20 protein-coding genes are annotated in these 25,353 nt (G+C 71.7%); 9 read left to right on the top strand and 11 right to left on the bottom strand.

Going from position 1 to position 25,353, the window contains the following annotated elements:
* The first annotated feature begins 30 nt into the window (after window positions 1–30).
* The 3 genes from pth to ACFWUY_RS05195 all read left to right on the top strand — a co-directional run bounded on the left by pth (window position 31) and on the right by ACFWUY_RS05195 (window position 2,115).
* Window positions 31–630, top strand: a complete 600-nt coding sequence (pth, locus tag ACFWUY_RS05205) for an aminoacyl-tRNA hydrolase (RefSeq protein ID WP_384102149.1) — start codon at window positions 31–33, stop codon at window positions 628–630.
* Window positions 631–672: 42 nt separating this feature from the next.
* Window positions 673–1,116 (top strand): hypothetical protein, encoded by a 444-nt coding sequence (locus tag ACFWUY_RS05200; protein WP_384102147.1) that lies wholly within the window; start codon window positions 673–675, stop codon window positions 1,114–1,116.
* Between the two features lie 192 nt (window positions 1,117–1,308).
* Window positions 1,309–2,115 (top strand): LPXTG cell wall anchor domain-containing protein, encoded by an 807-nt coding sequence (locus ACFWUY_RS05195; protein WP_384102145.1) that lies wholly within the window; start codon window positions 1,309–1,311, stop codon window positions 2,113–2,115.
* 69 nt (window positions 2,116–2,184) lie between these two features.
* On the opposite strand, the gene ppc is transcribed toward ACFWUY_RS05195, so the two are convergent.
* Entirely contained in the window at window positions 2,185–4,914 is a 2,730-nt protein-coding gene (gene ppc, locus ACFWUY_RS05190) for a phosphoenolpyruvate carboxylase (RefSeq protein WP_384102143.1), read from the bottom strand.
* A gap of 257 nt (window positions 4,915–5,171) precedes the next feature.
* Here ppc and ACFWUY_RS05185 point away from each other — a divergent pair, with 257 nt between their 5' ends.
* The 4 genes from ACFWUY_RS05185 to ACFWUY_RS05170 all read left to right on the top strand — a co-directional run bounded on the left by ACFWUY_RS05185 (window position 5,172) and on the right by ACFWUY_RS05170 (window position 10,629).
* Entirely contained in the window at window positions 5,172–6,155 is a 984-nt protein-coding gene (locus ACFWUY_RS05185; RefSeq protein ID WP_384102141.1) for an acyl-CoA desaturase, read from the top strand.
* A complete protein-coding gene (locus ACFWUY_RS05180) occupies window positions 6,155–6,838 on the top strand; it encodes a TetR/AcrR family transcriptional regulator (protein WP_384102406.1) in 684 nt (227 codons plus the stop codon). The genes ACFWUY_RS05185 and ACFWUY_RS05180 overlap by 1 nt, the downstream gene beginning before the upstream one ends.
* Window positions 6,839–6,999: 161 nt before the next feature.
* On the top strand, window positions 7,000–8,712 hold the full coding sequence (locus tag ACFWUY_RS05175; protein WP_384102139.1) for an FG-GAP repeat domain-containing protein: 1,713 nt from the start codon (window positions 7,000–7,002) through the stop codon (window positions 8,710–8,712).
* 234 nt (window positions 8,713–8,946) lie between these two features.
* Window positions 8,947–10,629 carry an FG-GAP repeat domain-containing protein gene (locus ACFWUY_RS05170; protein WP_384102137.1) on the top strand — a complete coding sequence of 561 codons (1,683 nt, stop codon included), beginning with the start codon at window positions 8,947–8,949 and terminating at the stop codon, window positions 10,627–10,629.
* 75 nt (window positions 10,630–10,704) lie between these two features.
* Here the strand turns inward: ACFWUY_RS05170 and ACFWUY_RS05165 are convergent, their stop codons facing one another.
* A complete protein-coding gene (locus ACFWUY_RS05165) occupies window positions 10,705–11,538 on the bottom strand; it encodes a trans-aconitate 2-methyltransferase (protein ID WP_384102135.1) in 834 nt (277 codons plus the stop codon).
* 163 nt (window positions 11,539–11,701) lie between these two features.
* On the opposite strand from ACFWUY_RS05165, the gene ACFWUY_RS05160 reads away from it, so the two are divergent.
* Window positions 11,702–12,199, top strand: coding sequence for a MarR family winged helix-turn-helix transcriptional regulator (locus ACFWUY_RS05160; RefSeq protein ID WP_384102133.1), 498 nt, complete (start codon window positions 11,702–11,704; stop codon window positions 12,197–12,199).
* Here the strand turns inward: ACFWUY_RS05160 and ACFWUY_RS05155 are convergent.
* The 8 genes from ACFWUY_RS05155 to ACFWUY_RS05120 form a co-directional block, all read right to left on the bottom strand.
* Window positions 12,158–12,949, bottom strand: coding sequence for a LuxR C-terminal-related transcriptional regulator (locus ACFWUY_RS05155; protein WP_384102131.1), 792 nt, complete (start codon window positions 12,947–12,949; stop codon window positions 12,158–12,160). The genes ACFWUY_RS05160 and ACFWUY_RS05155 overlap by 42 nt on opposite strands.
* 229 nt (window positions 12,950–13,178) lie before the next feature.
* Window positions 13,179–14,351: a galactokinase gene (gene galK, locus ACFWUY_RS05150; RefSeq protein ID WP_384102129.1), complete on the bottom strand. Its 1,173-nt coding sequence runs from the start codon at window positions 14,349–14,351 to the stop codon at window positions 13,179–13,181.
* On the bottom strand, window positions 14,348–15,382 hold the full coding sequence (gene galE, locus ACFWUY_RS05145) for a UDP-glucose 4-epimerase GalE (protein ID WP_384102404.1): 1,035 nt from the start codon (window positions 15,380–15,382) through the stop codon (window positions 14,348–14,350). Before galE ends, galK begins: the two co-directional genes overlap by 4 nt.
* An 8-nt stretch (window positions 15,383–15,390) precedes the next feature.
* The gene (galT, locus tag ACFWUY_RS05140) at window positions 15,391–16,437 is read right to left on the bottom strand and encodes a galactose-1-phosphate uridylyltransferase (RefSeq protein ID WP_384102127.1); all 1,047 of its coding nucleotides are present in this window, start codon (window positions 16,435–16,437) and stop codon (window positions 15,391–15,393) included.
* Window positions 16,438–16,624: 187 nt separating this feature from the next.
* Window positions 16,625–17,323: a LuxR C-terminal-related transcriptional regulator gene (locus tag ACFWUY_RS05135; RefSeq protein ID WP_384102402.1), complete on the bottom strand. Its 699-nt coding sequence runs from the start codon at window positions 17,321–17,323 to the stop codon at window positions 16,625–16,627.
* 228 nt (window positions 17,324–17,551) lie between these two features.
* Complete coding sequence (locus tag ACFWUY_RS05130) at window positions 17,552–19,420, bottom strand: PQQ-binding-like beta-propeller repeat protein (RefSeq protein ID WP_384102125.1); 1,869 nt, start codon at window positions 19,418–19,420, stop codon at window positions 17,552–17,554.
* Between the two features lie 13 nt (window positions 19,421–19,433).
* Window positions 19,434–21,275: a PQQ-binding-like beta-propeller repeat protein gene (locus tag ACFWUY_RS05125; protein ID WP_384102123.1), complete on the bottom strand. Its 1,842-nt coding sequence runs from the start codon at window positions 21,273–21,275 to the stop codon at window positions 19,434–19,436.
* Window positions 21,276–21,387: 112 nt separating this feature from the next.
* Window positions 21,388–23,196 carry an ABC-F family ATP-binding cassette domain-containing protein gene (locus ACFWUY_RS05120; protein ID WP_384102121.1) on the bottom strand — a complete coding sequence of 603 codons (1,809 nt, stop codon included), beginning with the start codon at window positions 23,194–23,196 and terminating at the stop codon, window positions 21,388–21,390.
* Window positions 23,197–23,333: 137 nt separating this feature from the next.
* Between ACFWUY_RS05120 and ACFWUY_RS05115 the strand changes: the two genes are divergently transcribed.
* On the top strand, window positions 23,334–23,951 hold the full coding sequence (locus ACFWUY_RS05115) for a Uma2 family endonuclease (protein ID WP_384102400.1): 618 nt from the start codon (window positions 23,334–23,336) through the stop codon (window positions 23,949–23,951).
* Here the strand turns inward: ACFWUY_RS05115 and ACFWUY_RS05110 are convergent.
* On the bottom strand, window positions 23,929–25,218 hold the full coding sequence (locus tag ACFWUY_RS05110; protein ID WP_384102119.1) for an acyltransferase: 1,290 nt from the start codon (window positions 25,216–25,218) through the stop codon (window positions 23,929–23,931). The genes ACFWUY_RS05115 and ACFWUY_RS05110 overlap by 23 nt on opposite strands.
* Window positions 25,219–25,353 lie beyond the last annotated feature (135 nt).

Raw genomic sequence — 25,353 nt, 5'->3', positions numbered from 1 at the left:
TACGGACGGATACGAGGAGATCTGACTCACATGACGGACGACGACGCGAACGCCCCCTGGCTGATCGTCGGCCTCGGCAACCCGGGGCCGGAGTACGCGGGCAACCGCCACAACATCGGCTTCATGGTGGTGGATCTGCTCGCCGACCGGATGCGGGGTTCGTTCAAGCGGGCGCAGAAGGCGCAGGCGCAGGTCGTGGAGGGCCGGATGGGTCCGCCGGGGCCTTCGAGCCGCCGGGTGATCCTCGTGAAGCCGATGTCGTACATGAACCTGTCGGGTGGTCCGGTGACGGCGCTGCGGGACTTCTACAAGGTGCCGACGGCGCGTGTGGTGGCGGTCCACGACGAGCTGGACATCGACTACGGGGTGCTGCGGCTGAAGATCGGCGGCGGTGACAACGGGCACAACGGTCTGAAGTCGATGACGAAGGCGATGGGCGCGGAGTACCACCGGGTGCGGTGCGGGATCGGGCGTCCGCCGGGCCGGATGCAGGTCGCGGACTTCGTCCTGAAGGACTTCTCGTCGGCGGAGCGCAAGGATCTGGACTGGTTCGTGGACCGGGCGGCGGACTCGGTGGAGTGCCTGGTGGCGGAAGGTCTGGAGCGGGCGCAGTCGGCGTACAACTCGTAGCGCCCCCGGCCCCGGGAACGTACGACTGTACGATCGCGGGTCATGACGCACGTCCGTAACGCCACCATGGCCCTGGTCGCCCTCCTGCTGCTCGTCGCGGGCGCCTGGGCCTCCTGGAACTCGGCCCAGCACGTCCTGCTCGCGAAGGGGCGGGAACACGGCACGCTGACGGTGACGGGCTGCACCGAGAAGACGTGCAGCGGTCGCTACGTCCCGGAGGACCCGTCGTCGACGCGGCGGACGCTGACGGTCGCCCGGTCGGTCGCGGCGGAGCAGGGGGCGACGATCCCGGTGGTGGTGAAGCCGGGCACGGACGAGGGCGTCCGGACGGGGTGGGGCGGCGGGCTGCACGCGTGGCTGCCACTGGGCGGGGCGCTGCTGCTCGCGGCGCCGCTGATCGGCGGTGGGCTGCGGCTGCCGAGGGTGGCGTGGTCGGCCGCGGGTGCGGGCGGGGCGTTGTTGGTGGCGACGTTCCTGACGCTCTGAGGGTTCCGCTTCGGTAGGCCCCGATCGTTACCGCCTCTGGGTCAAGGGGACTTGAGGCGGCGGATAGGCTGCCCTCCTGCCACCCCCCACGGCATCCCTCATCCACAGATGGACGACTGCTACATGCGACGTACCCTCATTTCCTCTGCCGCACTTGTCGCGGCCATGGCGGGTTCTCTGGTTCTGGCGCCGTTGGCTTCGGCGTCCGAGGGCCCGAAGACGTACGAGCTCCAGCTGCACCAGGAGACGCCGATCAAGGCGGCCGACTACGAGCAGGGCGAGTGCCCGGAGAACATTCCGGACACCAAGGACGGCTGGCACTTCATCATCCCCTCCAAGGGTGTGAACTTCGTCGAGCTGACGGTCACGTTCGACAACGGCGACCCGATCACGATCAAGGAGTTCGGCCCGCCGAAGGACGACCACGCCTACGTGGCGTCGGAGGCCGGTGCCGAGCTGACCTCCGCGGTCGCCCTGGTCGACGGCGAGGCGAAGTTCTTCAACCTGTCGCACACCTGCGCGGCCACCGAGACCGGCGGCGCCACGGGCGACACCACCAACGGTGGCGCGACCGGCGACACCACCAACGGCGGCGCCACCGGCGACACCACGAACGGCGGTGCCACCGGCGACACCACGAACGGCGGTGCCACGGGCGCGACCACCGGCGACACCACCACGGGTGGCGCGACCGGCGGTTCCACCACGGGCGAGACCACGGGTGCGACCACCACGGGTGGCTCCACCTCCGGTGGTTCCACCACGGGCGAGCAGACCACCGGCGGTTCCACCACCGGCGGTTCCGCTTCGGGTGACTCGACCACGGGCGGCTCCACCGCCGGCGGGACCGCCACGGGTGGCACCGGCAACACCGACGGCGACCTGGCCGAGACCGGCTCCAGCGCGCCCGTCGGCGTTCTCGCCGCCGTGGCCGTGGCCCTCGCGGGCGCCGGCGCGTTCCTGGTGACCCGTCGTCGCAAGGCCGCCCGGCAGGGCTGACGTACCGCGTCGTGACGGTGCCCCCGCGGAGGATCTCCACGGGGGCACCTTCATGTGTGCGGGTGGGCGTCAGCCGGTGTTGCGGAGGCCCGCCGCGACACCGTTGACGGTGAGGAGGAGGGCCCGTGCGAGCAGCGGGTCCGGCTCCTCGCCGCGCTCGGCGGCGCCGCGCTGGCGGTCGAGCAGGGCGACCTGGAGGTACGAGATCGGGTCCAGGTAGGCGTCGCGGATGGCGAAGGTCTGCTGGAGGACCGGGTTGGAGTCGAGGAGCTTCTCGCCGCCGGTGATCTTGAGGACCTCGGCGACGGTCAGCGCGTGCTCGGCCTCGATGGTGTCGAAGACGTGCTTGAGCTCGTCGGGGACGAGGGTGTCGACGTAGTGGCGGGCGATCCGCAGGTCGGTCTTCGCGAGCGTCATCTCGACGTTGGAGAGGAAGTTGCGGAAGAAGTGCCACTGCTCGTACATCTCGCCGAGGACCGGGTCGAGACCGGCCTCGCGCAGGGCCTTGAGGCCGGAGCCGACGCCGAACCAGCCGGGCACGATCTGCCGGGACTGCGTCCAGCCGAACACCCACGGGATGGCCCGCAGGCCGTCGAGGGAGACGCCCGAGCCGGGGCGGCGGGAGGGCCGCGAGCCCAGGTGCAGGTCGGCGAGCTGGTCGACCGGGGTCGAGGCGAGGAAGTACGTCGGCAGGTCCGGGTCCTCGACGAGCCTGCGGTACGCGGTGTGGGCGGCGTCGGAGACGGTGTCCATGGCCGCGTCCCAGCGGGCGAGGGCCTCGTCGGACTGGCGGGGGGCGGTGTGGAGGGCGGAGGCCTGGAGGGTGGCGGCGACCGTCAGCTCCAGGTTCTCCCTGGCCAGGGACGGGATCAGGTACTTGTCGGAGATGACCTCGCCCTGCTCGGTCACCTTGATCTCGCCCTCCAGGGTGCCCCAGGGCTGGGCGAGGATGGCGTCGTGCGAGGGGCCGCCGCCGCGGCCGACGGTGCCGCCGCGCCCGTGGAACAGCCTCAGCCGGACCCCGTAACGGTGGGCGACGTCCCTCAGCCTCCGCTGGGCGCGGTGGATCTCCCACTGGGAGGTCGTGATGCCGCCGAACTTGGAGGAGTCCGAGTAGCCGAGCATGACCTCCTGGACGTCGCCGCGGAGCGAGACGAGGCGCCGGTAGGAGGGGTCGGCGAGCATGCCGTCGAGGATGACGTCGGCGGCCTTGAGCTCGTCGGTGGTCTCCAGGAGCGGCACGATGCCGATCTTGGCCCAGCCGCCGTGCAGGTCGATGAGGCCGGCCTCGCGGGCGAGGACGGCGGCGGCGAAGACGTCGTCGGCGCCCTGGCACATCGAGATGATGTACGACTCGATGACCTCGGGGCCGAAGCGCTCGAAGGCTTCCTTGATGGTGTGGAAGACGCCGAGGGTCTTCTGCCCGGCCGCGTCGAGCGGGGCCGGGGTGGGCGCGAGCGGGCGGCGCGAGCGCAGTTCCTTGGCGAGGAGCTTCTGCCGGTAGTCGCGCGGCATGTCGGCGTACCGCCAGGACTCCTCGCCGAGGCGGTCGAAGAGCTGGCCGAGGGCGTGGTGGTGGGCGTCGGCGTGCTCGCGGACGTCCATGGTGGCGAGCTGGAGGCCGAAGGCCGACAGGGTGCGGATGGTGCGGTCCATCCGGCCGTCGGCGAAGAGGCCGCCGCGGTGCTCGCGCAGGGAGGTCTGGATGAGGGTGAGGTCGTGGACGAGCTCGGCGGTGCCGAGGTAGTCGCGGCCGTCCTGGTGGGGGGTGCCCTGGGCGAGGCGCTCGCGGGTGTTGACGAGCTTCTGGCGGATGCAGGTGGCCTTGAGCCGGTAGGGCTCCTCGGCGTTGAGGCGCTTGTAGCGGGGGCTGATCTCCGGGAGGAGGTCCAGGTCCCGCTGGAGGGAGTCGAGGAGTTCCTCGGTGGCTCCGGTGTAGCGGATGGAGTTGGAGAGCAGGCCGCGGAGGTAGTCGACGAGTTCGAGGGCGTCGGTGATGCCGTGCTCGTGCTGGAGGATCAGGATGTCCCGGGTCACCTGGGGGGTGACGTTGGGGTTGCCGTCGCGGTCGCCGCCGATCCAGGTGCCGAAGGTGAGCGGGCGGGTGCCGGAGGGCAGTTCGACGCCGACGCGCTCCAGTTCGGCGGCGAGGTCCTCCAGGACGTCGCCGACGGCGTTGGCGTGCAGTTCGTCGAGGTAGTAGATGGCGTTGCGGGCCTCGTCGGCGGGCTCGGGGCGGACGACCCGGAGTTCGTCGGTCTGCCAGATGAGGTCGATGTTCTCGGCGAGCCGCAGGTCGTGGCGGCGCCGGTCGGCGTCGATGACCGGGGTCTCCAGGAGGGCGGCGATCCGGCGGAGCTTGTTGAGGACGGAGCGGCGGGCGGCTTCGGTGGGGTGCGCGGTGAAGACGGGCCGTACGTTGAGGTTCTTGACCGTCTCGCGGACGTGCTCGGGGTCACCGTCCTTGAGCATGTCGGCGGTGCGGGCGAGGAGGCCGCCCTCGGCGGCGCGCTTCTCGCGCATCTCGCGGCCGCGGTGGACCTGCTCGGTGACGTTCGCGAGGTGGAAGTAGGTGGAGAAGGCGCGCACGAGCTTGGCCGCCGTCTCCAGTTCGACGCCGCGGAGCAGCTCGGCGGCGGCCTCGCCGTTCTCGCGGGTGAGGCTACGGACCCGCTCGACGAGGTCGAGGAGTTCGTGGCCCTCCTGGCGGACGAGGGTCTCGCCGAGGAGGTCGCCCAGTCGGCGGATGTCGGCGCGCAGCTCGGTGCTGGCGGTGTGGGTCTGGTCGGCACTGCTCACAGGTGCGGCTCCTTGCAGTGTTTGAGCACGTCTGGAGGGGTACTGGAGGCTTGCGGACCGCGCTGTCCGACGCCCCCAGGATAGGTGTCCATCTGCCGGACAGTGGTCAGGGTCCTCTTGTGCCCTCTTGCCGCGCGCCACGTCGCTGCCATACTTACGACGCCGTAGGTTACGGAGGCGTAGCCCAGGCCTCATATTCCCGTACTTTTCCGCACGTTCCCCCACCTCCACCCTCCCCCTCACTCTCAGGGACATCCATGACCACAAGTCCTCAGGTGACCTCGGCGCCCGAGACGCCGGACGGCGCCACGGCACTGCCCTCCGCGACGCTCGGCGGGGACAGCAAGGGTTCGATCGAGCAGATCACCCTGGCGTTGTTCATCACGGTGCCCTTCGTGGCACTGCTCGCGGCGGTGCCGCTGGCCTGGGGCTGGGGGGTGAGCTGGCTGGATCTCGGGCTGATGGTGGCGATGTACTACATCGGCTGCCACGGGATCACGATCGGTTTCCACCGGTACTTCACGCACGGTTCCTTCAAGGCGAAGCGGCCGCTGCGGATCGCGCTCGCGATCATGGGGTCGCTGGCCGTGGAGGGCCCGCTGGTGCGCTGGGTGGCGGACCACCGCAAGCACCACAAGTTCTCGGACGCGGAGGGCGACCCGCATTCGCCGTGGCGGTTCGGCGAGACGGTCCCGGCGCTGATGAAGGGCCTGTGGTGGGCGCACATCGGCTGGATGTTCGACGAGGAACGGACGCCGCAGCACAAGTACGCCCCGGATCTGATCAAGGACCCGGCGATCCGGGGGATCTCCCGCCACTTCCTCTCCTTCACGATCCTGTCCCTGGTGATCCCGCCCCTGGTGGGCGGTCTGGTGACGTGGTCGTGGTGGGGGGCGTTCACGGCGTTCTTCTGGGGCTCGCTGGTACGGGTGGCGCTGCTGCACCACGTGACGTGGTCGATCAACTCGATCTGTCACGCGGTGGGCAAGCGTCCGTTCAAGTCGCGGGACCGTTCGGGCAACGTGTGGTGGCTGGCGGTGCTGTCCTGCGGCGAGTCCTGGCACAACCTGCACCACGCGGACCCGACGTCGGCACGGCACGGGGTGCTGCGCGGCCAGGTCGACTCCAGCGCGCGGCTCATCCGCTGGTTCGAGCAGCTGGGCTGGGCGTACGACGTGCGCTGGCCGGCGAAGGAGCGCATCGAAGCCCGCCGCCAGAGCGCGTCCGCAGACGCGGCATGATGGAAGACGTGGCGATCGACGGCAGGACCAGCGGCACCGGCAGTGGCGAGCAGAAGCCCCGGCGGGGGCGCCGGGTGCGGATGACGGGTGCCGAGCGCCGGGAGCAGCTGCTCGACATCGGTCGCGCGCTCTTCGCCGAGAAGGGGTTCGAGGGCACGTCGGTGGAGGAGATCGCGGCGAAGGCCGGGGTGTCCAAGCCGGTGGTGTACGAGCACTTCGGAGGCAAGGAGGGGCTGTACGCGGTCGTGGTCGACCGGGAGATGCGCCAGCTGCTCGACGGGGTGACGGGCGCGCTGACGGCCGGGCATCCGCGGGAGCTCCTGGAGCAGGCGGCGTTCGCGCTGCTCGACTACATCGAGAACTACACGGACGGCTTCCGGATCCTCGTACGGGATTCTCCGGTGGCGCAGTCGACGGGTACGTTCGCGTCGCTGATCAGTGACATCGCCACGCAGGTGGAGGACATCCTGGGTCTCGAGTTCAAGGCCCGGGGTTTTGATCCGAAGCTGGCGCCGCTGTACGCGCAGGCGCTGGTGGGAAGTGTGGCGCTGACGGGCCAGTGGTGGCTGGACGTGCGGAAGCCGAAGAAGGCGGAGGTCGCCGCGCACCTGGTGAACCTGGCGTGGCACGGCCTGGACGGCCTGGAGGCGAAGCCGCGGCTGATAGGGCACCGCAAGAGCTGACGAAGTGCGGAAACCGTTCGACTCCCCCTGTTCGCACAGAGGTACACTCCTCCCCACATCCGGGGGGGTGTTCGCCCCCCGTACGCGCCCTCGGCCGTGCGGGGGCGCCGCGGATCCCCCGTTCCGGTCCTTGGTTCTCACGTTCCCCAGGGGGGGATCTTTTGCGTTCCGCATTCTTCGGGCGTGCTCGTCGTGTCACCACCTGCACCGCGCTCGCCCTGTCCGCCGGCATGCTGCTCGCGTCACCCGCGGTGGCCGACCGGGGGCCCCGGCCCGTCGTGGAGCAGCCGCAGCGCCCCGTGACGCCGTCGAAGCTGGACCTGTCGCCGCTGGCCGGCGCGTCCGGCACGGCCCGTACCGCCGGGGCGACGGCCGTCGTGGCGCCCCGTTTCGACGTGGACGGTGACGGCAGGTCCGATCTGATCCACCGCAAGTGGAACGGCTGGACGTACGTCTCGGCGTCGGCGTCGACGGCCGCGCACACCGTGTTCGAGACCGCCGGCTCGTTCCTCGACCTCGACCTCGTCCCGCTCGGCGACCAGAACGGTTCGGGCGGGCCCGAGGTGCTCTCGGTCTCCGCGAACGGCGTGCTGCGGCTGTACGCGGACGCGTCCGCGACCTCCGGCTCGCTCACCTGGTCGGGCAGCGGCTGGAACATCTACAACAAGGTGTTCTCGCCCGGTGACGTCGACGGTGACGGCCACGCCGACGTGATGGCCCGGCAGCACAACGGCGAGCTCTACTTCTACCGGTGGACCGGCAACGCCACGGCGCCGCTCGCCGGACGGACGAAGGTGGGCCCGGGCTGGGGCGCGTACGACCAGGTCGTGGGCCTCGGCGACAACGACGGCGACGGGAAGGGAGACCTGCTGGCCCGCACCCCGGCCGGCCAGGTGTACTTCTACGGCAGCACCGGTGACACGGCCTCGCCGTTCAAGCCCCCCAAGGCGCTCGCCACCGGCTGGCAGGTCTACAACCAGGTGATCGCCGCCGACGACGTCAACGGCGACGGCCACGCGGACCTGCTCGCCCGGGACCAGAACGGCGCCCTCTGGGGCTACAACGGCCGGGGCGGCGGCACGTTCACGGCGCGGACGATGCTCACCGGCGACTGGCGGAGCGTGGATCAGTTCGGCGGGGCGGGCAACATCCCGGCCGCCGGCAAGACCGCGTTCCTCGCCCGCGACAGGGCCGGAACGCTCTTCTGGTACGGCGGCCTGAACAACGGCAAGATCACCGCGCGCGAGCAGCAGGGCAGCACCGGCGGCTGGGCGGGGGCGAACCTCTCGTTCGTGTACGCGCTGGACGGCGGCCCGATCGCCGACCTCCTGGAGGTCTACCGGGGCCACCTGTACAACGCGGAGCGGGACCTCGGCGGCGGCTGGCAGATCTACAACCTGCTCGTCGGCCCCGGCGACCTGAGCGGCGACGGCAAGGCCGACCTGCTGGCCCGTGACACCGCCGGCGTCCTGTGGCTGTACCGGGGCAACGGCGCCGGCACGGGCCTCGCGACCCGGATCAGGGTCGGCGACGGCTGGAGCGCGTACGACCGGATCCTCGGCGCGGGCGACTTCTCGGGCGACGGGCGTGCGGACCTGGTGGCCCGCGACCGCACCGGCACCCTGTGGCTGTACAAGGGCACCGGCTCCACGACGGCCTCCCCGTTCGCCGGCCGGGTGAGGATCGGCACCGGCTGGAACACGTACAACAAGCTGGCGGCGCCGGGCGACCTGAACGGCGACGGCAAGGCCGACCTGCTCGGGGTGAACGCGGCGGGCGAGCTGTACCGCTACCTGGGCACGGGAACCGGCGCGGCCATCACCTCCCGGGCGAGGATCGGCACCGGCTACCAGACGTACACCGACCTGTACTAAGTGGTCCTCGGGTGCCCCGTACCGGATGTCCGGTGCGGGGCACCTCACGTTCACGGAAAGATCGCTGGCATATGGCGCGCGCGTGGGTAGAATCGCGTTCAACATCCGAGGGGGGTGTTCCGACCTTCGAACGAGGTCGTCTCCGCGTGCCCGAAGGCCCGCGCTGACGCCGTTCGAAGCTGTGCGAGCCCCCTGTCCGGTTCTGTCGAACCGCTGATCCCTGGGGGGGATCTCTTGTTCTTCCCGTATTCCAAGCGTGCCCGCCGCCTCGCCGCCTGCACCGCTCTCGCCCTCTCCACGGGCATGCTCCTCGCGGGCACGGCGTCCGCCGACACCCCGGCGCCCCTTCCGAAGATCGAGAAGGAAGCGCCTTCCTTCACGGTCCCGAAGCTGGTCCGCCCCGGTCAGGACGGCGCCCGCGCCGACGCCCAGGCGGTCACGGCGACCTCGCCGCTCCTGTCGGACCTGGACCTCGACGGCATCGAGGACCTGGTCTTCCGCGCCGGTGACGGGATCTACACGACCGCCGGCGAGGCCGGGGAGGTCGTGCTGGGCCGCATCGACGTCGCCAAGGACATCATCCCGATCGGCAACCAGGCCGGCGAGGCCGAGCCCGAGATGCTGGTCCTGTCCGAGAACGGCACCCTGACGCTGTACAAGGACGTCGCCGACTACGGCACCCCGTACGAGTACTCGGTCGGCGGCGGCTGGCAGATCTACAACAAGATCACCTCGCCCGGTGACGTGGACGGCGACGGCAGGGCCGACGTGATCGCCCGCACCCCGGCCGGTCAGCTGTACGTGTACATCGCCACCGGCGACGTGACCAAGCCGCTCGGCACGCGCATCCTCGTCGGCTCCGGCTGGGGCGCGTACGACCAGCTCGTCGGCCTCGGCGACGGCAACGGCGACGGCCGCGCCGACCTGTACGCCCGCGACAGGGCCGGCACCCTGTGGTTCTACACCGGCACGGGTGACAAGAACCTCCCGTTCGCCACCCGCAAGTCCATCGGCGGCGGCTGGGGCGCCTACAACCAGATCCTGCCCGCCGGCGACGGCGACCTGTGGGCCCGGGACAACACCGGCACGATGTACCTGTACATCGGCAAGGGCGACGGCACCCTGAACGCGCGCCAGAAGGTCGGCAACACCGGCGACTTCACGGGCATCGACCAGTTCGCCCTCGGCGGCAACATCCCGTACACCGGCAAGGACGGCTTCCTCGCCCGCGACACGGCCGGCACGCTGTTCTGGTACGGCCCCTCGACCACGGGCAAGGTCACCCCGCGCCTGCCCGCCAGCGACACGGGCGAGTGGAAGAACGCCGTCTGGACCGCCGTCTCGTCGATGAACCCCGACAACATGCAGGACACCGTCCAGCTCCTCGACGGCGGCCTGTGGATCGACGGCATGTACTACATCGGCTCCGGCTGGGGCGGCTACAACGCCTTCGCCGGCCCGGGCGACCTGAGCGGCGACGGCAAGGGCGACCTGCTCGCGCGCGACCGCTCCGGCGTCCTGTACCTGTACAAGGGCAACGGCGAGGGCGACAAGTTCGCCACCCGCATCAGGGTCGGCTCCGGCTGGGGCGGCTACAACAAGCTGTTCGGCGGCGGCGACTACACCGGTGACGGCCGCGCCGACCTGCTGGCCCGCACCACCACCGGCGACCTGTACCTGCACCCGGGCACCGGCAACGCCACCGCCCCCTTCGGGGCCCGCACGAAGATCGGCTCCGGCTGGGGCACCTACAAGCACCTGGCCGCCGCCGGCGACCTGAACGCGGACGGCAAGGGCGACATCGTCGGCATCACCTCCGCCGGCGACCTGTACACCTACCTGAACACGACCCCGGGCAAGTTCTCCACCCGGGCGCGGTTCGGCGGCGGCTTCCAGATCTACAACCAGATCGGCTGACGCCCCCCGGCACCACCCCGTGCCCGCCCCGCACCGGATCCTCCGGTGCGGGGCGGGCATGTTTCCGGGCGGGGGTCAGCGGGGCTTCGTGGCCATCGCGAAGATCCGGCGGAAGGGAAAGACCGTGCCGTGCGGGCCCGGCGGGTAGGCCGCGCGGAGGAGGGTGCGGTACTGGCCGAGGAAGGCGTCGACCGCCTCCTGGTCGTCGCCCAGGGCGGTGAGGACGGGCCGCAGGGCGGTGCCCTTGACCCAGTCGAGGACGGGGTCCTCGCCCTGGAGCAGCTGGCAGTACGTGGTCTCCCAGACGTCCGTCTCGCAGCCGAGGTCGGTGAGGCGGGTGAGGTAGTCGGCGGCGTCGAGGATGTGGACGAAGCGGCGGCCCTGGTCGCCGACGCGGTCGCGCCATTCGGGGGTCTCGCAGAGTTCGCCGAGCAGGGCGTGGCTGGGCGAGGTGAAGTTGCCGGGGACCTGGAAGGCGAGGGTGCCGCCGGGTCGGAGCCCGTCGATCCAGCGGGCGAAGGACTCGGGGTGGTTGGGCACCCACTGGAGGGCCGCGTTGGAGACGATCAGGTCGTAGGGCTCGGTGGGGGTCCAGTGGGCGGCGTCGGCGGGGCGGAAGTCGAGCCAGCCGCCGCCCCTGGTGGTGCCGGACCAGTCCTTCTCGGCCCGCTCCAGCATGTCGGGCGAGAGGTCGAAGCCGGTGATGTGGGCGTCGGGCCACCGGTCGGCGAGGAGGGCCGTCACGTTGCCGGGGCCGCAGCCGAGGTCGGCGATCCGGGCGGGCCGGTCCTGGGCGGGGAGGCGTGGTATTCGGGCGAGCAGGTCGAGGAAGGGACGGGTGCGGTGGCCGGAGTGGCGGAGGTACTGCTGCGGGTCCCACGTGGGTGCGGCGGGTTCCACGGAATGCATGTTCGAATCCCCCTTGCTGGAACGAATGGCCGAAACGGAACGGAGTTCCGGCCGGGTCCCTTCCCCATGGTCCAGCGGAATATTTCTTGAGGTCAAGATTCTTGACATCGATAAACTCGAATACAAGAGACTTTATGTCAACAGACCCTCTACACTGATCGTCATGGAGGACGAGGTCGACCGACTGGTCGCAGCATGGCGCCGCGAGCGCCCCGACCTCGACGTGGAACCGCTCGAGGTGCTCAGCCGCGTCTCCCGGCTCGCCCGGCACCTCGACCGCGCCCGTCGGCTCGCCTTCTCGGAGCACCAGCTGGAGCCCTGGGAGTTCGACGTCCTCACCTCGCTGCGCCGGGCCGGCGCGCCCTACCAGCTCTCCCCCGGCCAGCTCCTGACGCAGACCCTGGTCACCTCCGGCACCATGACCAACCGCATCGACCGGCTCACCAAGAAGGGCCTCGTCGAGCGGCTCCCCGACCCCAGTGACCGGCGCGGCGTCCTCGTCCGGCTCACCCCCGAGGGCCGCGACCGCGCCGACGAGGCGCTCGCCGGGCTCCTCGCCCAGGAGCGCGCCATCCTGTCCCAGCTCTCCCGCGCCCAGCGCGGCGAACTGGCCGCGCTGCTACGCCGGCTGACCGCCCCGTTCGACAACGTCCCCGGCTAGCGGGTCCTCGCCGAGACGCGCGGGACCCACGCCCGCCCGGCGGGCCAGCGCCACCGCCGCCAGGGTCGAGTGCACGCCCAGCTTCCCCAGCACGTTCTGCATGTGCGTACGGACGGTGTGCGGGGACAGGAAGAGGCGCTCGGCGACCGCCTTGCGGCCCAGGCCCGCGACCATGCAGCACAGCACCTCCCGCTCGCGCGGGGTCAGCGACTCCACGAGCCGCTCGCTGTCCGTCCGGTGCTTGCGGGCCGCCGTCAGCTCCCGCAGGACACCGGTGAGCAGCGCGGGCGGCAGATGCGTCTCGTCCCGCAGCACCCCGCGGACCACCGCGAGGAGCCGCTGGAGCGAGCAGTCCTTCGCCACCCAGCCGGAGGCCCCCGCCTGGAGGGCGAGCGCGGCCCGCCGCGGGTCGTCCTTCTCCGCGAGGACGACGGTCCGCACGGCGGGGTGGGCCTGGCGCACCCCCGCCACCAGGGAGATCCCGTCGACGACGGCCCCGCCGTCGTCCGGTACGACCCGGGCCACGGCCGTTCCCGGGGGGCCCGTGCCCAGTTCGGCGTCGACGAGCAGCACGTCGAACCTGCGGCTCTCCGCCGCGCCGCGCTCCAGGCAGCGCAGGGCGGCCGGGCCGCTTCCCGCGGCGACGACGTCGACGTCGGGCTCCGCGGCGAGCGCGGCGGCCAGCGATTCGGCGAAGACGCGGTGGTCGTCCACCACCAGGACACGGATACGTGCCACGGACACCCCCAAGTGTCGAGGAACGGACCGACGCGGGCACGGCGCCGGGGGCGGGTCCGTCACTCGCGCGGCCGCCGCCGTGCGATGAGAGTTACCCCGCTGCCGGCGCCGTACCCGACCGGGTCTCGCACCCTGAACGGCACCGGCCCCCACCGGCGCTGCCCCACACAGTAGGGGCGGGGCGTCGCGGTGGGGGCCGATTCACGGAACTGTCCGAAGTCGTACGGGTCCTGGGGAGCGCTCAGAGGCGGCGGGCGCCCGCCGAGGGAACGGCGGGGAAGACTCCGGGGGCCGCGTATCCGGCCTCGGCGAAGGCCTTCCCGACGGCGGCGGCGACCGCTTCGGCCCGGTCCGTCTCGACGAGGACGACGGCGGAGCCGCCGAAACCGCCGCCGGTCATGCGGGCGCCGAGCGCCCCGGCGGCGTTCGCCGCCTCGACGACCAGGTCCAGTTCGGGGCAGGAGACGCGCAGGTCGTCCCGGAGGGAGGCGTGGCCCTCGGTGAGGACGGGGCCGACCGCCCGGGTGTCGCCGGCGTCGAGCAGGGCGATGGTCCGCTCCACGCGGGCGTTGTCGGTGACGACGTGCCGGACGTACCGCAGAATCGTCTCGTCGCTCAGGCGTGCGAGGGATGCGGGGAGATGCGCGGCGCTGACATCGCGCAGGGCCTTCACCCCGAGCGCCCGCGCACCGGCTTCACAACCGGCGCGCCGCTCGGCGTACGCGCCGTCTCCGAGCGCGTGCTTCACGCGGGTGTCGACGACGAGCAGCCGCAGCCCCTCGCGGGCCAGGTCGAAGGGGACCTGACGGTACGAGAGGTCCCGGGTGTCCAGATGGAGGGCGTGGCCCTCCTCGGCGCAGGCGGAGGCCATCTGGTCCATGACGCCGCAGGGGACGCCGACGAAGGCGTTCTCGGCGCGCTGGGCGAGCTCGGCGAGTTCGGGCCGGGAGAGCCCGAGCGCGAAGAGGTCGTTCAGCGCGAGGGCCGTGACGACTTCGAGGGCCGCCGACGAGGAGAGCCCGGCGCCGGTCGGCACGGTCGAGGTGAGGTGGACGTCCGCTCCGGTCACCGGGTGCCCGGCTGCCCGCAGGGCCCAGACGACCCCGGCCGGGTAGGCCGCCCAGCCGCCGCCGGAGAGCGGTTCGAGGGCGTCGACCTCCAGCTGGACGATGCCGCCGTCGATGTCGGCGGAGTGCAGGCGCAGCACGTTGTCGTCGCGGCGGGAGGCGGCGGCGACGGTGGTGTGCGGCAGGGCGAGCGGCAGCACGAAGCCGTCGTTGAAGTCGGTGTACTCGCCGATCAGGTTGACCCGCCCGGGGGCGGCCCAGACGCCGTCGGGGGCGGCGCCGTACAGCGCCTCGAAGTCGGCGGCGACGCTTCCGGGCGTCCCCGCCCCGTGGTCGGCGGCGCTCACGGGCGCGCTCCTTCCTGCTGCTCGGCCTGCTTGACCTGCTGCTCGGCTGCCTGCCGCCGGGCCGCCCGCTGCCGGGCGAAGGCCCAGGCGTCGGCGACGACGTCCGCCAGGTCGGGACGGGACGGCGTCCAGCCGAGCCGCTCGCGGGCGGCCTCGGCGGAGGCGACGAGGACGGCGGGGTCGCCGGCGCGGCGCGGGGCGGTGATCTCCGGGACGGGGTGACCGGTGACCTTCCGCACGGTCTCGACGACCTCGCGGACGGAGAAGCCGTTGCCGTTGCCGAAGTTGCAGACCAGGTGCTCGCCGGCCGGCACGGTGCCCGCGGTCATGGCGTCGAGCGCCAGGAGGTGGGCCTCGGCCAGGTCGGCGACGTGGATGTAGTCGCGGACGCAGGTGCCGTCGGGGGTCGGGTAGTCCTCGCCGTACACGGAGATCGCCTCGCGCTCGCCCAGGGCGACCTGGAGGACGAGCGGGATCAGGTGCGACTCGGGCTCGTGCCGCTCGCCGAGGGACCCGTGGGCGCCCGCCACGTTGAAGTAGCGCAGCGAGACGGCGGCCAGGCCGTGGGCGGCGCACTCCCCGCCGATCATGTGGTCGACGGCCAGTTTGCTCGCCCCGTAGGGGCTGGTGGGGGCGGTCGGCGCGGTCTCGGTGATCGGCACGCTCTCCGGCTCGCCGTAGGTGGCGGCGGTGGAGGAGAAGACCAGCCTGCGGACCCCGGCGGCGCGCATGGCGGTGAGCAGGGCCATGGTGCCGCCGACGTTGTTGTCCCAGTACTTCTCGGGCTTGGCGACGGACTCGCCGACCTGGGAGAAGGCGGCGAAGTGCAGGACGCCGTCGTAGGAGTCGTCCAGCCACGCGGCGGCGTCCTGGACGCGGCCCTCGACGAACTCGGCGCCCGCCGGCACGGCTTCGGCGAAGCCGGTGGAGAGGTCGTCGAGGACGGTGACCCGGTGGCCCCGCTCCAGGAGGTGGGCGGCGACGACGCTGCCCACGTATCCGGCCCCACCGGTCACCAGGTACTTCTTCATGTCCGTGCTCACTTCTCGGTCGCCACCTCTCGGAGTCGTCGGGCCGCGTCCTCCGGCCGTACGTCGTTCATGAACGCGCCCATGCCGGACTCGGTGCCCGCGAGGTACTTCAGCTTGCCGGAGGCCCGTCGGACGGTGAAGAGCTCCAGGTGCAGTCCGAAGTCCTCCCGCCGCGCGTCCGTGAACGGCGCCTGGTGCCAGGCGGCGATGTAGGGCGTCGGCGGCTCGTCCGGGCCGAAGATCCGGTCGAAGCGCCTCAAGAGTTCCAGGTAGACCTGTGCGGCCTCTGTGCGTGCCGCGCCGTCGAGGGCGAGGAAGTCGGGGACCCGGCGCCTGGGGTGGAGGTGGACCTCGTACGGCCAGTGGGCGGCGTACGGGACGAAGGCGATCCAGTGCTCGGTCTCCAGGACGATCCGCTCGCCGTCGGCGCGCTCGCGCTCGACGACGTCGTCGAAGAGGTTCCGTCCGGTCTCGGCCCGGTGCTCGTCGACGCGGCGGCGCATGGCGGCCGTGCGGGGGGAGACGTAGGGGAAGGCGTAGATCTGGCCGTGGGCGTGCGGGAGGGTGACGCCGATCTCGGCGCCCCGGTTCTCGAAGCAGTAGACCTGTTCGACGCCGGGGAGGGCAGAGAGCGCGGCGGTGCGGTCGGTCCAGGCGTCGATGACGAGGGCGACGCGCTCCTCGGTGAGGTCGGCGAAGGACGCGGTGTGGTCGTCGGTGAAGCAGACGACCTCGCAGCGGCCGACGCCGCCGGAGAGGGAGGGGAAGCGGTTCTCGAAGACCGTGACCTCGTAGCTCTCCTCGGGGATCTCGCTCTCGCGTCCGTCGCGGGCGGGGCAGAGCGGGCAGGCGTCGGCCGGCGGGTGGTAGGTGCGGGCCTGCCGGTGCGAGGCGATGGCGACGGGGTCGCCGGTGAGGGCGTCGTACCGGATCTCGGAGCGGGAGACGACGGGGGTGAGGGGGCGGGGGTCGACGGCGGTGCGGACGGTGTCGTCGTGCGCGTCGTAGTAGATCAGCTCGCGCCCGTCGGCGAGTGCGGTGACGGTCTTCTTCACGGGGTGCCCTCCGGGCGACATCAAACAGAACCACCCACAAGGAACCACATTCAAACATCAGCGTCAACGGTGAAGCCCGGTCCCGCACCCCGCGCGGGACCGGACGTCAGAACACCCGGACCGGAAGAAGACCGGAGGAAGACCGGAAGAAGGTCGGGAGAAGGCGGGAAGAAGGTGGGAGGAGGCGTCAGAAGGGCTCTCGCGAGCCGCCCTCCCGAGGCCCCGGCACCGCACGGTCCAGCAGCCCCGTACGGGCCGCGAGGGCCGCCGCCTCCAGGCGCGACCCGACCCCCAGCTTCATCAGGACCCGCTGCACGTGCGTCCGCGCCGTGCTCGACGCGATCCCCATCCCCGCCGCGATCAGCCGGGTGTCCTCCCCCTCCACGACCCGGACGAGGACCTCCACCTCCCGCCGCGTCAGGAGCCGCAGCAGCCGCTGTCCCTCGTCGTCGGGCTGCGCGGCGGGGTGCAGGAGCTCCGCGAAGGCCGCTCTGAGCAGCTGCGGCGCCACCGCCGACTCCCCCGCCCTGGCCTTCACCAGGGCGCGCTCGACGCCCTCGATGCGCTCGTCGTGCCGGACGTATCCCGAGGCGCCGGCCGCGAACGCCGCCGCGATGCCGCGCGGCGAGGGAACCGGGCCGAGCACCACCACCGCCACCTGCGGCCGCTCCCGCTTGATCCGCGCGACCACGTCGAAGGCCCCCGGCTCGGCCGGCGCGGCCGTGCCCAGGAGACAGACCTCCGGCGCCCGGCTCACCACGAGCTCCGCGGCCCCCGCCACCGGCGCCGCCGCCGCGAGCACCCGGTGCCCGCGCAGCTTCAGCGCCGAGGCGAGCGCCTCCGCGAGCAGGCGGTGATCGTCCACCACCACGAGGCGTACGCCCATCCCGGTCATCCCCCATCCTCCGCGCCCGCCGTCCCCCGGCACGCCTGACCCGGCAAGGTACACGCTCCCCCGCCCCGTGCGGACCCAATCCGCCCCCCGGGTCGACGGAGCGTCACCTCACGCTCCCGGGTGACACCGTGACGCCCCGTCCGCCCGACTGCGACCGGAACGACGGAACGGGCCCCTCCGGCATGCCGGAGGGGCCCGTACGTGATGCTTCCGCGGCCGTCAGCCCTTGGCGTTGTACGAGACGGCGAGGTGTTCCTGGTAGGAGGAGCCGCCGTCACGGGTCTTGCTCACGTACGTCCGCGAGACGAAGAACCTGCCGTCGCCGTAGAGGTACTCGCTTCCGGTCACGCCGAAGCTCCGCTCCGTCTCCCGCGCCGACTTCTCCGACGGGTTCTCCAGGAGGAGGGTCTCCTTCATCGTGCCCCCGTTGATGGACACGACCCGGCCGCCCTTGTCGTACGGGGGCACCTTGTACGCGATCAGGTCGCCGCCGTCCATGCGCAGCGGGACCAGGGTGTACGCGTCGCCCGCGTCCGCCTTCTCCGGCACCGTCCGGCCGGTGGCCAGGTCGAAGGCGATGATCTCGTTCGTCTCGTCGCCGTACTCGCCGGTCGCGCCCTCGTGCTCCTCGGTCGGCACGTAGAGCCTGCCGTTCCCGACGAGCGCCTGGGTGCAGGACTCGACCTTGGTCGAGCGGCAGCGGGCCGCGTACTGGTCGGCGTCCGCCGTGATCTTCGCCTTCAGCTTCCCGGTCTTCTCGTCGATCGAGAAGAAGTCCGAGATCCCGCTGCCGTCACCGGCGCTGTCGCCGACGTCGGCCGCGACGACCAGCGGCTTGGTGGAGACCACCGACGCGTACTTCACACCGGTCGGCATCTTGTACTGCGAGACCGGACCGCCCGTCATCGGGTCGAGGTTCTGGATCATCACGTACTGGCTGCCGTACGAACCGCACTTGCGGACCGCGACGAGTCCCTCGCCGCCGCCGTACCCCAGGTCGTAGCAGCTCTGCGCGTCGGACTGCGGCTTCCAGCGCGGGTTGCCGTTGGCGATGTCGAAGGCCGCGCCCCCGTCGGTGCCGCCGGCCGCGACGGTCTTCCCGCTGAGCGTGATCTCGCCGAACCGGGCCTTGCCGTCACCGGCGGAACCACCGGTGACGGAGGTGGACCACAGCAGCTTCCCGGTGGTGAGGTCGACCATGCCGACCTCGGTGCAGAGCTGGTAGTAGCGCGGTGCCACCCGCTTGGTGGCCTCGAAGAGGATCGGCACCTTGTAGTCGGCGGTCATGTGCCGGGACGTGCCGCAGACCTGCCCGGTCAGCGGGAGCGTCCACAGGACGGTGCCCTTGTCGAGGTCGTAGCCGACGATGGAGTTCACGCCGGTCTTCACGAACGCCTTGTCCGTGATCCAGGAACCGGAGACGTCCGTGGTGTCGGGAACCTTCGGCAGACCGAGGCGGAAGGCCTCCTTCGACTGGGTGACCGCCGGGGCCTTCTCCTTGCCGTCGCCCCCGATCCCGTTCGAGCCGCCGGACCCGCCGTCGGTGCCCTGCGAGGTGCCGGCCGTGCCCTTGGCCTCGCCGCCCGGGTCCTCGTCGCCGGAGTTGGCGTACCAGATGCCGCCGCCGATGATCAGGACGACCGCGACGGCCGCCGCGATGATGATCTGCAGCTGTGCCGACAGCTTCTTGCCGCCGCCCGCCGGCGCCGGGGCCGGCTGCTGGTACCCGTCGTAGGCCTGCTGGGGCTGGGTCGGGTAGCCGTACGGGGGCGGGACCGGCTGCTGGTGGCCGCCGTAGGGCTGCTGCGGGGCGGTGGGATACCCGTACGGCTGCTGCGGGGGCGCGGGAGGCTGCTGCGGGTAGCCGTAGCCCTGGTCGGGCTGCTGCGGCTGCCCGTAGCCCTGGTCCGGCTGCTGGGGGTAGCCGTACCCCTGGTCCGGCTGCTGGGGGTAGCCGTAGCCCGGCTGCTGCGGGGGGTAGCCGTAACCCTGGTCCTGGCCGGGCTGCTGCGGCGGGGGCGTCGGCGCGCCGAAGCCTCCCTGCGGGTCCGGGGGCTGGTTCGGCGGGGGCGGGGGTGGCTGCGTCATCGGTCCGTGCACCTCACTTGCTGAAGGCCATCATCGTCTTGACCTGCTTCTCGGCCTCGTCGTTGGTGGCGGAGACGCGTCCGCTGGCCACCACGAAGGTGCCGGAGCCGTAGGCGTAGCCCGCGCTGTAGAAGCTGCTCTCGACCTGGGCCGTGGACGCCGGGTGCTGGAGCAGGATCTTCGGCGCGCCGCCGGTCGGGGCGATGGTCGCGACGGCGCCGCCCGTGTCGTACTTCGGGTCCACGTACACCAGGACCTGGCCGCCCTCCATGCGCAGCGGGATCATGGACTGATCGCCGGGCGCCTTGGAACGCCACTTGGCCTTGCCGTTCCTCAGGTCGAAGGCGACGACCTCGTTGGCCGTGCCGTACGAGGTCTCGGTGGCCATGTAGAAGGTGTTCGCGTCGGCCGCGACACCGGTGCAGCCCTCCAGGTTGCGGCCGAAGATGACGAATCCGCCGCCGCACGACGGGGCGAACTTGTCCTTGCCGCCCTGGATCTGCGAGCGGAGCTTGCCCGTGGCGTCGAGCGTGAAGATGGTCCACTTCTTCTGCTCGCGCTGGGTGGCGGAGACGACCAGCGGGTCGACCGAGTAGACCTTGTCGACCTCCCAGTCGGTCTCCAGCTTGAACGTGAACGCGGGCTTGCCGGTGGCCGGGTCGACCACGCCGACGGCCTGGGACTTCTTGGACGTGCTGCCCGAGGGGCAGTCCATGGCGGCGACCAGCTTGCTGCCGCCCGCGTACGCGAAGGGCTTGCAGCCGGTGGTCGCGCCGGTGAACAGCTGCCTGCCGTCGGCCAGGGAGAAGCCGTAGGCGCTGCTGCTGCCCGCGACCGTCACCGTGTTGCCGCTGATGGACAGGGTGTTGTCCGAGAAGGCGAACAGGCCCTTCGGCTTGGGCACCGCCTTCTTCCAGCCCGCCTTGCCGGTCTTCAGGTCGACCTGCTGGAGCGAGGTGCACTTGGCGCCGTCCTTGGCGCTCTCGGCGTAGCCGAAGACCATGACCCCGTTCGCCGACGGGTTCGCGGGCGCCGCGCACAGTTCGAACGGCAGGTCGACGTTCCACTTGGTGGAGCCGTCGCTCAGGCTGTAGCCGGAGACGCTCTTGTACATGGCCTTGACGACGGTGTCGCCGACGATCCACGGGCCGTAGACGTCGGCGCCGTTGCGCGGCAGGTCGACGTTGTTCTTGAGCAGCCAGTTGATCTTGGCCTCGCCGTCCTTGCGGCCCGCGTTGAGGTCTTCCTCGCCGTTGGAGCCGTCACCCGTGCCGTCGCCCTTGTCCACGGACTCGGTGGGCTTCGGAGCGGCCGAGGAGGACGCGGAGGTGGTGGGCGGGCCGGCGATCGGGTCCTTCTCGTCGTCACCGCCGACGACGGCCCAGGTGGTGACGGCAGCCACCAGGACGGCCGCGGCGGCCACGGCGGCGACGACACCGGTACGGCCCTTGAGGGGGCCGCCGCCGGAGGGCGGGGTCGGGGCGCCCGGGAACCCCGGCTGCGGCTGGGTGGGGTAGCCGCCGTAAGGGTTCTGCTGCTGGCCGTACGGGCCCGGCTGCTGGCCGTACGGGCCGGGCTGCTGCGGGTAGCCGGGCTGGCCCTGCTGCGGGTAGCCGTACGGCTGCTGCGGAGGCTGCTGGCCGTACGGCCCCGGGGCCTGCTGCGGGTAGCCGTAACCGGGCTGCGGCTGCTGCCCGTACGGTCCGGGCGCGGCCGGCGGCGGGTTCTGCGGTGCCTGGGGCGGGACGGGCGGCACGGGCGGCGTGCCCTGGGGCCCGCCGGTGTGCGGGCCCTGGTTCGGGTCCTGGGGGACTCCGAAGCCCCCCGGCGGCTGGTTGCTGGGCGGCTGGGTCATCAGCGGTTCCCCCTTGACGTGAACGGGTTTTCTTTCTACCACTCACGCCATGGCGCAAAAGCGACCGGTCCGTCCCTTGTACCCAAGGGAGGACCGGCCTGTGATGCCCTCGTTATGCGTCCTCGGCCAGTTCGAGCCAGCGCATCTCCAGTTCCTCGCGCTCCCCCGCGAGTTCCCGCAGCTCGGCGTCGAGCTTCGCCACCAGCTCGAAATCGGTGGCGTTGTCGGCGATCCGGGCGTGCAGCTTGGCCTCCTTGTCGGAGACCTTGTCGAGCTGCCGCTCGACCTTCTGCAGCTCCTTCTTCGCGGCGCGCGAGTCCGCGGCGGAGACGCCGGGCTTCGTCTGCGCGGGCGCGGCGGCGGCCGGCGTCGGGACGGACGCCTCGATCATCCTCCGGCGCCGCTCCAGGTACTCGTCGATGCCGCGCGGCAGCATCCGCAGCGTCCTGTCGCCGAGCAGCGCGAGCGTCTTGTCCGTGGTGCGCTCGATGAAGAACCGGTCGTGGGAGATGACGACCATGGAGCCGGGCCAGCCGTCGAGGAGGTCCTCCAGCTGGGTGAGGGTCTCGATGTCGAGGTCGTTGGTGGGCTCGTCGAGGAAGAGGACGTTCGGCTCGTCCATCAGCAGGCGCAGCAGCTGGAGACGGCGGCGCTCACCGCCGGAGAGGTCGCCGACCGGCGTCCACTGCTTCTCCTTGGTGAAGCCGAACTGCTCGCAGAGCTGGCCGGCGGTCATCTCGCGGCCCTTGCCGAGGTCGACCCGGTCGCGGATCTGCTGGACGGCCTCCAGGACCCGCAGGGCGGCGGGGAGTTCGGTGACGTCCTGGGAGAGGTAGGCGAGCCGGACGGTCTTGCCGACGGTGATGCGGCCGGCGGCGGGCTGGATCTCGCCCTGACTGACGGCCGCGTCCGCGAGTGCGCGCAGGAGTGAGGTCTTGCCCGCGCCGTTGACGCCGACGAGGCCGATGCGGTCACCGGGACCGAGCTGCCAGGTCAGGTGCTCCAGGAGCGTCTTGGGACCTGCGGTGACGGTCACGTCCTCCAGGTCGAAGACCGTCTTGCCGAGGCGGGCGTTGGCGAACTTCATCAGCTCGGAGGTGTCGCGCGGCGGCGGCACGTCGGCGATCAGCTCGTTGGCGGCCTCGATGCGGTAGCGCGGCTTGGACGTACGGGCGGGGGCGCCGCGCCGCAGCCAGGCCAGCTCCTTGCGCATCAGGTTCTGCCGCTTGGTCTCCTCCGTGGCGGCGATGCGCTCGCGCTCGGCACGCGCGAAGACGTAGTCGGAGTAGCCGCCCTCGTACTCGTGCACGTCACCGCGCTGCACGTCCCACATGCGGGTGCAGACCTGGTCGAGGAACCAGCGGTCGTGGGTGACGCAGACGAGGGCCGAGCGGCGGGTCTGGAGGTGCTGGGCGAGCCAGGAGATGCCCTCGACGTCGAGGTGGTTGGTGGGCTCGTCGAGGACGATCAGGTCCTGGTCGTCGATGAGGAGCTTGGCGAGCGCGATGCGCCGCCGCTCGCCGCCGGAGAGCGGACCGATGACGGTGTCGAGGCCCTGCTCGAAGCCGGGCAGGTCGAGCCCGCCGAAGAGTCCGGTGAGCACGTCGCGGATCTTGGCGCTGCCGGCCCACTCGTGGTCGGCCATGACGCCGATGACCTCGTGCCGGATGGTGGCCTTCGGGTCGAGCGAGTCGTGCTGGGTGAGCACCCCGAGGCGCAGCCCGCCGCTGTGGGTGACCCGGCCGGTGTCGGCCTCCTCCAGCTTCGCGAGCATCCGGATGAGGGTGGTCTTGCCGTCGCCGTTGCGGCCCACGACCCCGATCCGCTCCCCCTCGGAGACGCCGAGCGAGACGCCGTCGAGCAGGGCACGGGTGCCGTACACCTTGCTGACGTTCTCGACATTGACCAGGTTGACGGCCACGTTGACTCCTGTACAGGGGATCGATCGACGTCCAAGGGTAGACGCTGGGGCGGCCGGTCACTCTTTGTGATGACGCGCTCGACTCTCTGTCGTTACCGTGGACGGCAGGCCGAAGAATCCCGCCCGTGGGAGGAACCATGACCGCCGAGCCGACGACCAGGCCGACCTCGCAGGGGTCGGCGCCCGCATGGCCGGTGCCGCCTCGCGAGGGCTGGACGGTGGACGACCTGAAGACCCTGCCCGGCCTCCCGCCGCACACCGGGTTGATCGACGGGAGCCTGGTCCTCGTGCGTTCGCAGCGCCGTTTCCACAACATCATGATCCGACTGCTGACGAACGGACTGGTCTCCGCCGTCCCATCGACGCACAAGGTCTGCAACGAGATGACGGTGGTCATCGACCGCAGCAACGGTCCCGAGCCCGATGTCCTCGTCGTCCGGAAGGAAGCCGTGAAGGGGCTCGGGCAGACCTCGTACCCGGTCGCCGACGTCCTGCTGGCTGTCGAGGTCGTCTCGCCCGACTCGGAGTCCCGGGACCACGACACCAAACCCCACAAGTGCGCCGCCGCCGGGATCGAGCACTTCTGGCTCGTGGAGATGGAGGGCGAGGACGACCACGCCGTCGTACGGGTCTACGAACGCGACCCGGTCACCAAGACGTACACGTGCACCGGAGTCCACCGCGACCGGCTCAAGCTCTCCGCTCCGTTCGACATCGACATCGACATCGGCCTCACCGCGATCGACGAGATGTAGGGCGGTCGACGAGCAGCCAGCCCACGAGGGCCATCGCGACCGCCGCCGGGGCGGTGACATCGAACGCGATCAGGGTCGCCGTGTGGCCCTCCAGGAGGCCGCCGAGGCCGGTCGCCGAGAGACCGAGGACGCCGAGGAGCGCCAGGGTGATGCCGAGGGCCGCGAGCGGCCCGGACCCGCCGTCCCGGCGGGTGGGCCCCGGCGCCTCGAAGCGGCGGAAGACGGCCACGAGCAGCGCCGTCAGGGTGGCGGCCGCGGCGATACGGAGCGGGACCTGCGCCCACCAGGCGGCCGAGGCCGGGGCCGGGAGCTCCAGGCCGAGGCCGAGCATCGCGCCGTACACCGCGAGCATGGCCGTCAGGTGCCAGAGGAACGCCGTCATCGCGATCCCGTTGGCCGCGACCACCGTCCGCCACACCCCGGCACGGGCGACGAGGCGCGCCCCCGGCCCCTTCAGCAGCTCGACCGCGCCGACCAGCCACAGGCCGTGGCAGAGGAGGGCGAGGGTCGGCGGGGCCATGTTCGAGACCTTCTCGCCGGGCATCCCCACCATGGACAGCGGGTACGGGCCGAGGGCGACGAGAGCGGTCGCGCCGAGGAGGCCCGCGCCGGCGAGCAGGGCCGGGCGGCGGAGCATGCCGTCGGCGCGGAGGAAGCCGAGCTGGTGGACCGCCAGCCACACGAACGCGAAGTTCAGGAACTCGACGAACGGGACGTGCGCCGCGAACCGCAGGACGTCGACGAGGACGGCCGCCCCGACGAGCCCGGCGAACGCGCCCCACCCGTACCGCTCGTGCAGCTTCAGGAGCGGCGGGGTGAAGGCGACCATCGCCAGGTAGATCCCGATGAACCAGAGGGGCTGGGTGACGAGCCGCAGCGCGACGCCGGTGAGCCCTCCGTCCGCGCCGGACAGCTGGAGGACGAGGGCGGCGGCGCCCCACACGCCGACGAACACCATCGTCGGCCGCAGCAGCCGCTGGAGCCGGGCCCGCAGGAAGGCCGCGTACGCGGGGCGGGAGCGGTGGGCGAGGGCGTGCGAGAAGCCGCCGACGAAGAAGAAGACCGGCATCACCTGGAACACCCAGGTGACGAGCTGGAGTGCGGGCACGACGGCGAGCAGATTGCCGACCTGCCCGTCGGTGGTGACGGCCGCCATCAGCCAGTGCCCGAGCACGACGACGGCGAGCGAGGCGACCCGGAGCAGATCGACGTACCGGTCCCGGCTCGCCGGCGTTGCGGCGGCGAGCTCACGCGCGCTGGTTCCCATGCCGGTACGGTCCCGCGGGCGGCCTCGCGGCCGACAGGGCGCTGATACTCAACCGGCACGTGAGTACGGGCCTCCGTACCCCCGGCGCGGTGCCGACCCACCCGCCTCCCGGACCCCCGGGCGCAGTGCCAACCG

Source organism: Streptomyces sp. NPDC058664 (assembly GCF_042716635.1).
In the GTDB taxonomy this organism is placed as follows: domain Bacteria; phylum Actinomycetota; class Actinomycetes; order Streptomycetales; family Streptomycetaceae; genus Streptomyces.
The sequence above is the reverse complement of the archived record's forward strand: the minus strand, read 5'-3'. Positions and strand labels throughout refer to the sequence as shown.

Excerpts from the sequence above, each read along its gene's own strand:
- pth (WP_384102149.1), top strand. The coding sequence starts at position 31 with ATGACGGACGACGACGCGAACGCCCCCTGGCTGATCGTCGGCCTCGGC.
- ACFWUY_RS05200 (WP_384102147.1), top strand. The coding sequence starts at position 673 with ATGACGCACGTCCGTAACGCCACCATGGCCCTGGTCGCCCTCCTGCTG.
- ACFWUY_RS05185 (WP_384102141.1), top strand. The coding sequence starts at position 5,172 with ATGACCACAAGTCCTCAGGTGACCTCGGCGCCCGAGACGCCGGACGGC.
- ACFWUY_RS05180 (WP_384102406.1), top strand. The coding sequence starts at position 6,155 with ATGGAAGACGTGGCGATCGACGGCAGGACCAGCGGCACCGGCAGTGGC.
- ACFWUY_RS05165 (WP_384102135.1), bottom strand. The coding sequence starts at position 11,538 with ATGCATTCCGTGGAACCCGCCGCACCCACGTGGGACCCGCAGCAGTAC.
- ACFWUY_RS05160 (WP_384102133.1), top strand. The coding sequence starts at position 11,702 with ATGGAGGACGAGGTCGACCGACTGGTCGCAGCATGGCGCCGCGAGCGC.
- galE (WP_384102404.1), bottom strand. The coding sequence starts at position 15,382 with ATGAAGAAGTACCTGGTGACCGGTGGGGCCGGATACGTGGGCAGCGTC.
- ACFWUY_RS05135 (WP_384102402.1), bottom strand. The coding sequence starts at position 17,323 with ATGGGCGTACGCCTCGTGGTGGTGGACGATCACCGCCTGCTCGCGGAG.
- ACFWUY_RS05130 (WP_384102125.1), bottom strand. The coding sequence starts at position 19,420 with ATGACGCAGCCACCCCCGCCCCCGCCGAACCAGCCCCCGGACCCGCAG.
- ACFWUY_RS05125 (WP_384102123.1), bottom strand. The coding sequence starts at position 21,275 with ATGACCCAGCCGCCCAGCAACCAGCCGCCGGGGGGCTTCGGAGTCCCC.
- ACFWUY_RS05115 (WP_384102400.1), top strand. The coding sequence starts at position 23,334 with ATGACCGCCGAGCCGACGACCAGGCCGACCTCGCAGGGGTCGGCGCCC.
- ACFWUY_RS05110 (WP_384102119.1), bottom strand. The coding sequence starts at position 25,218 with ATGGGAACCAGCGCGCGTGAGCTCGCCGCCGCAACGCCGGCGAGCCGG.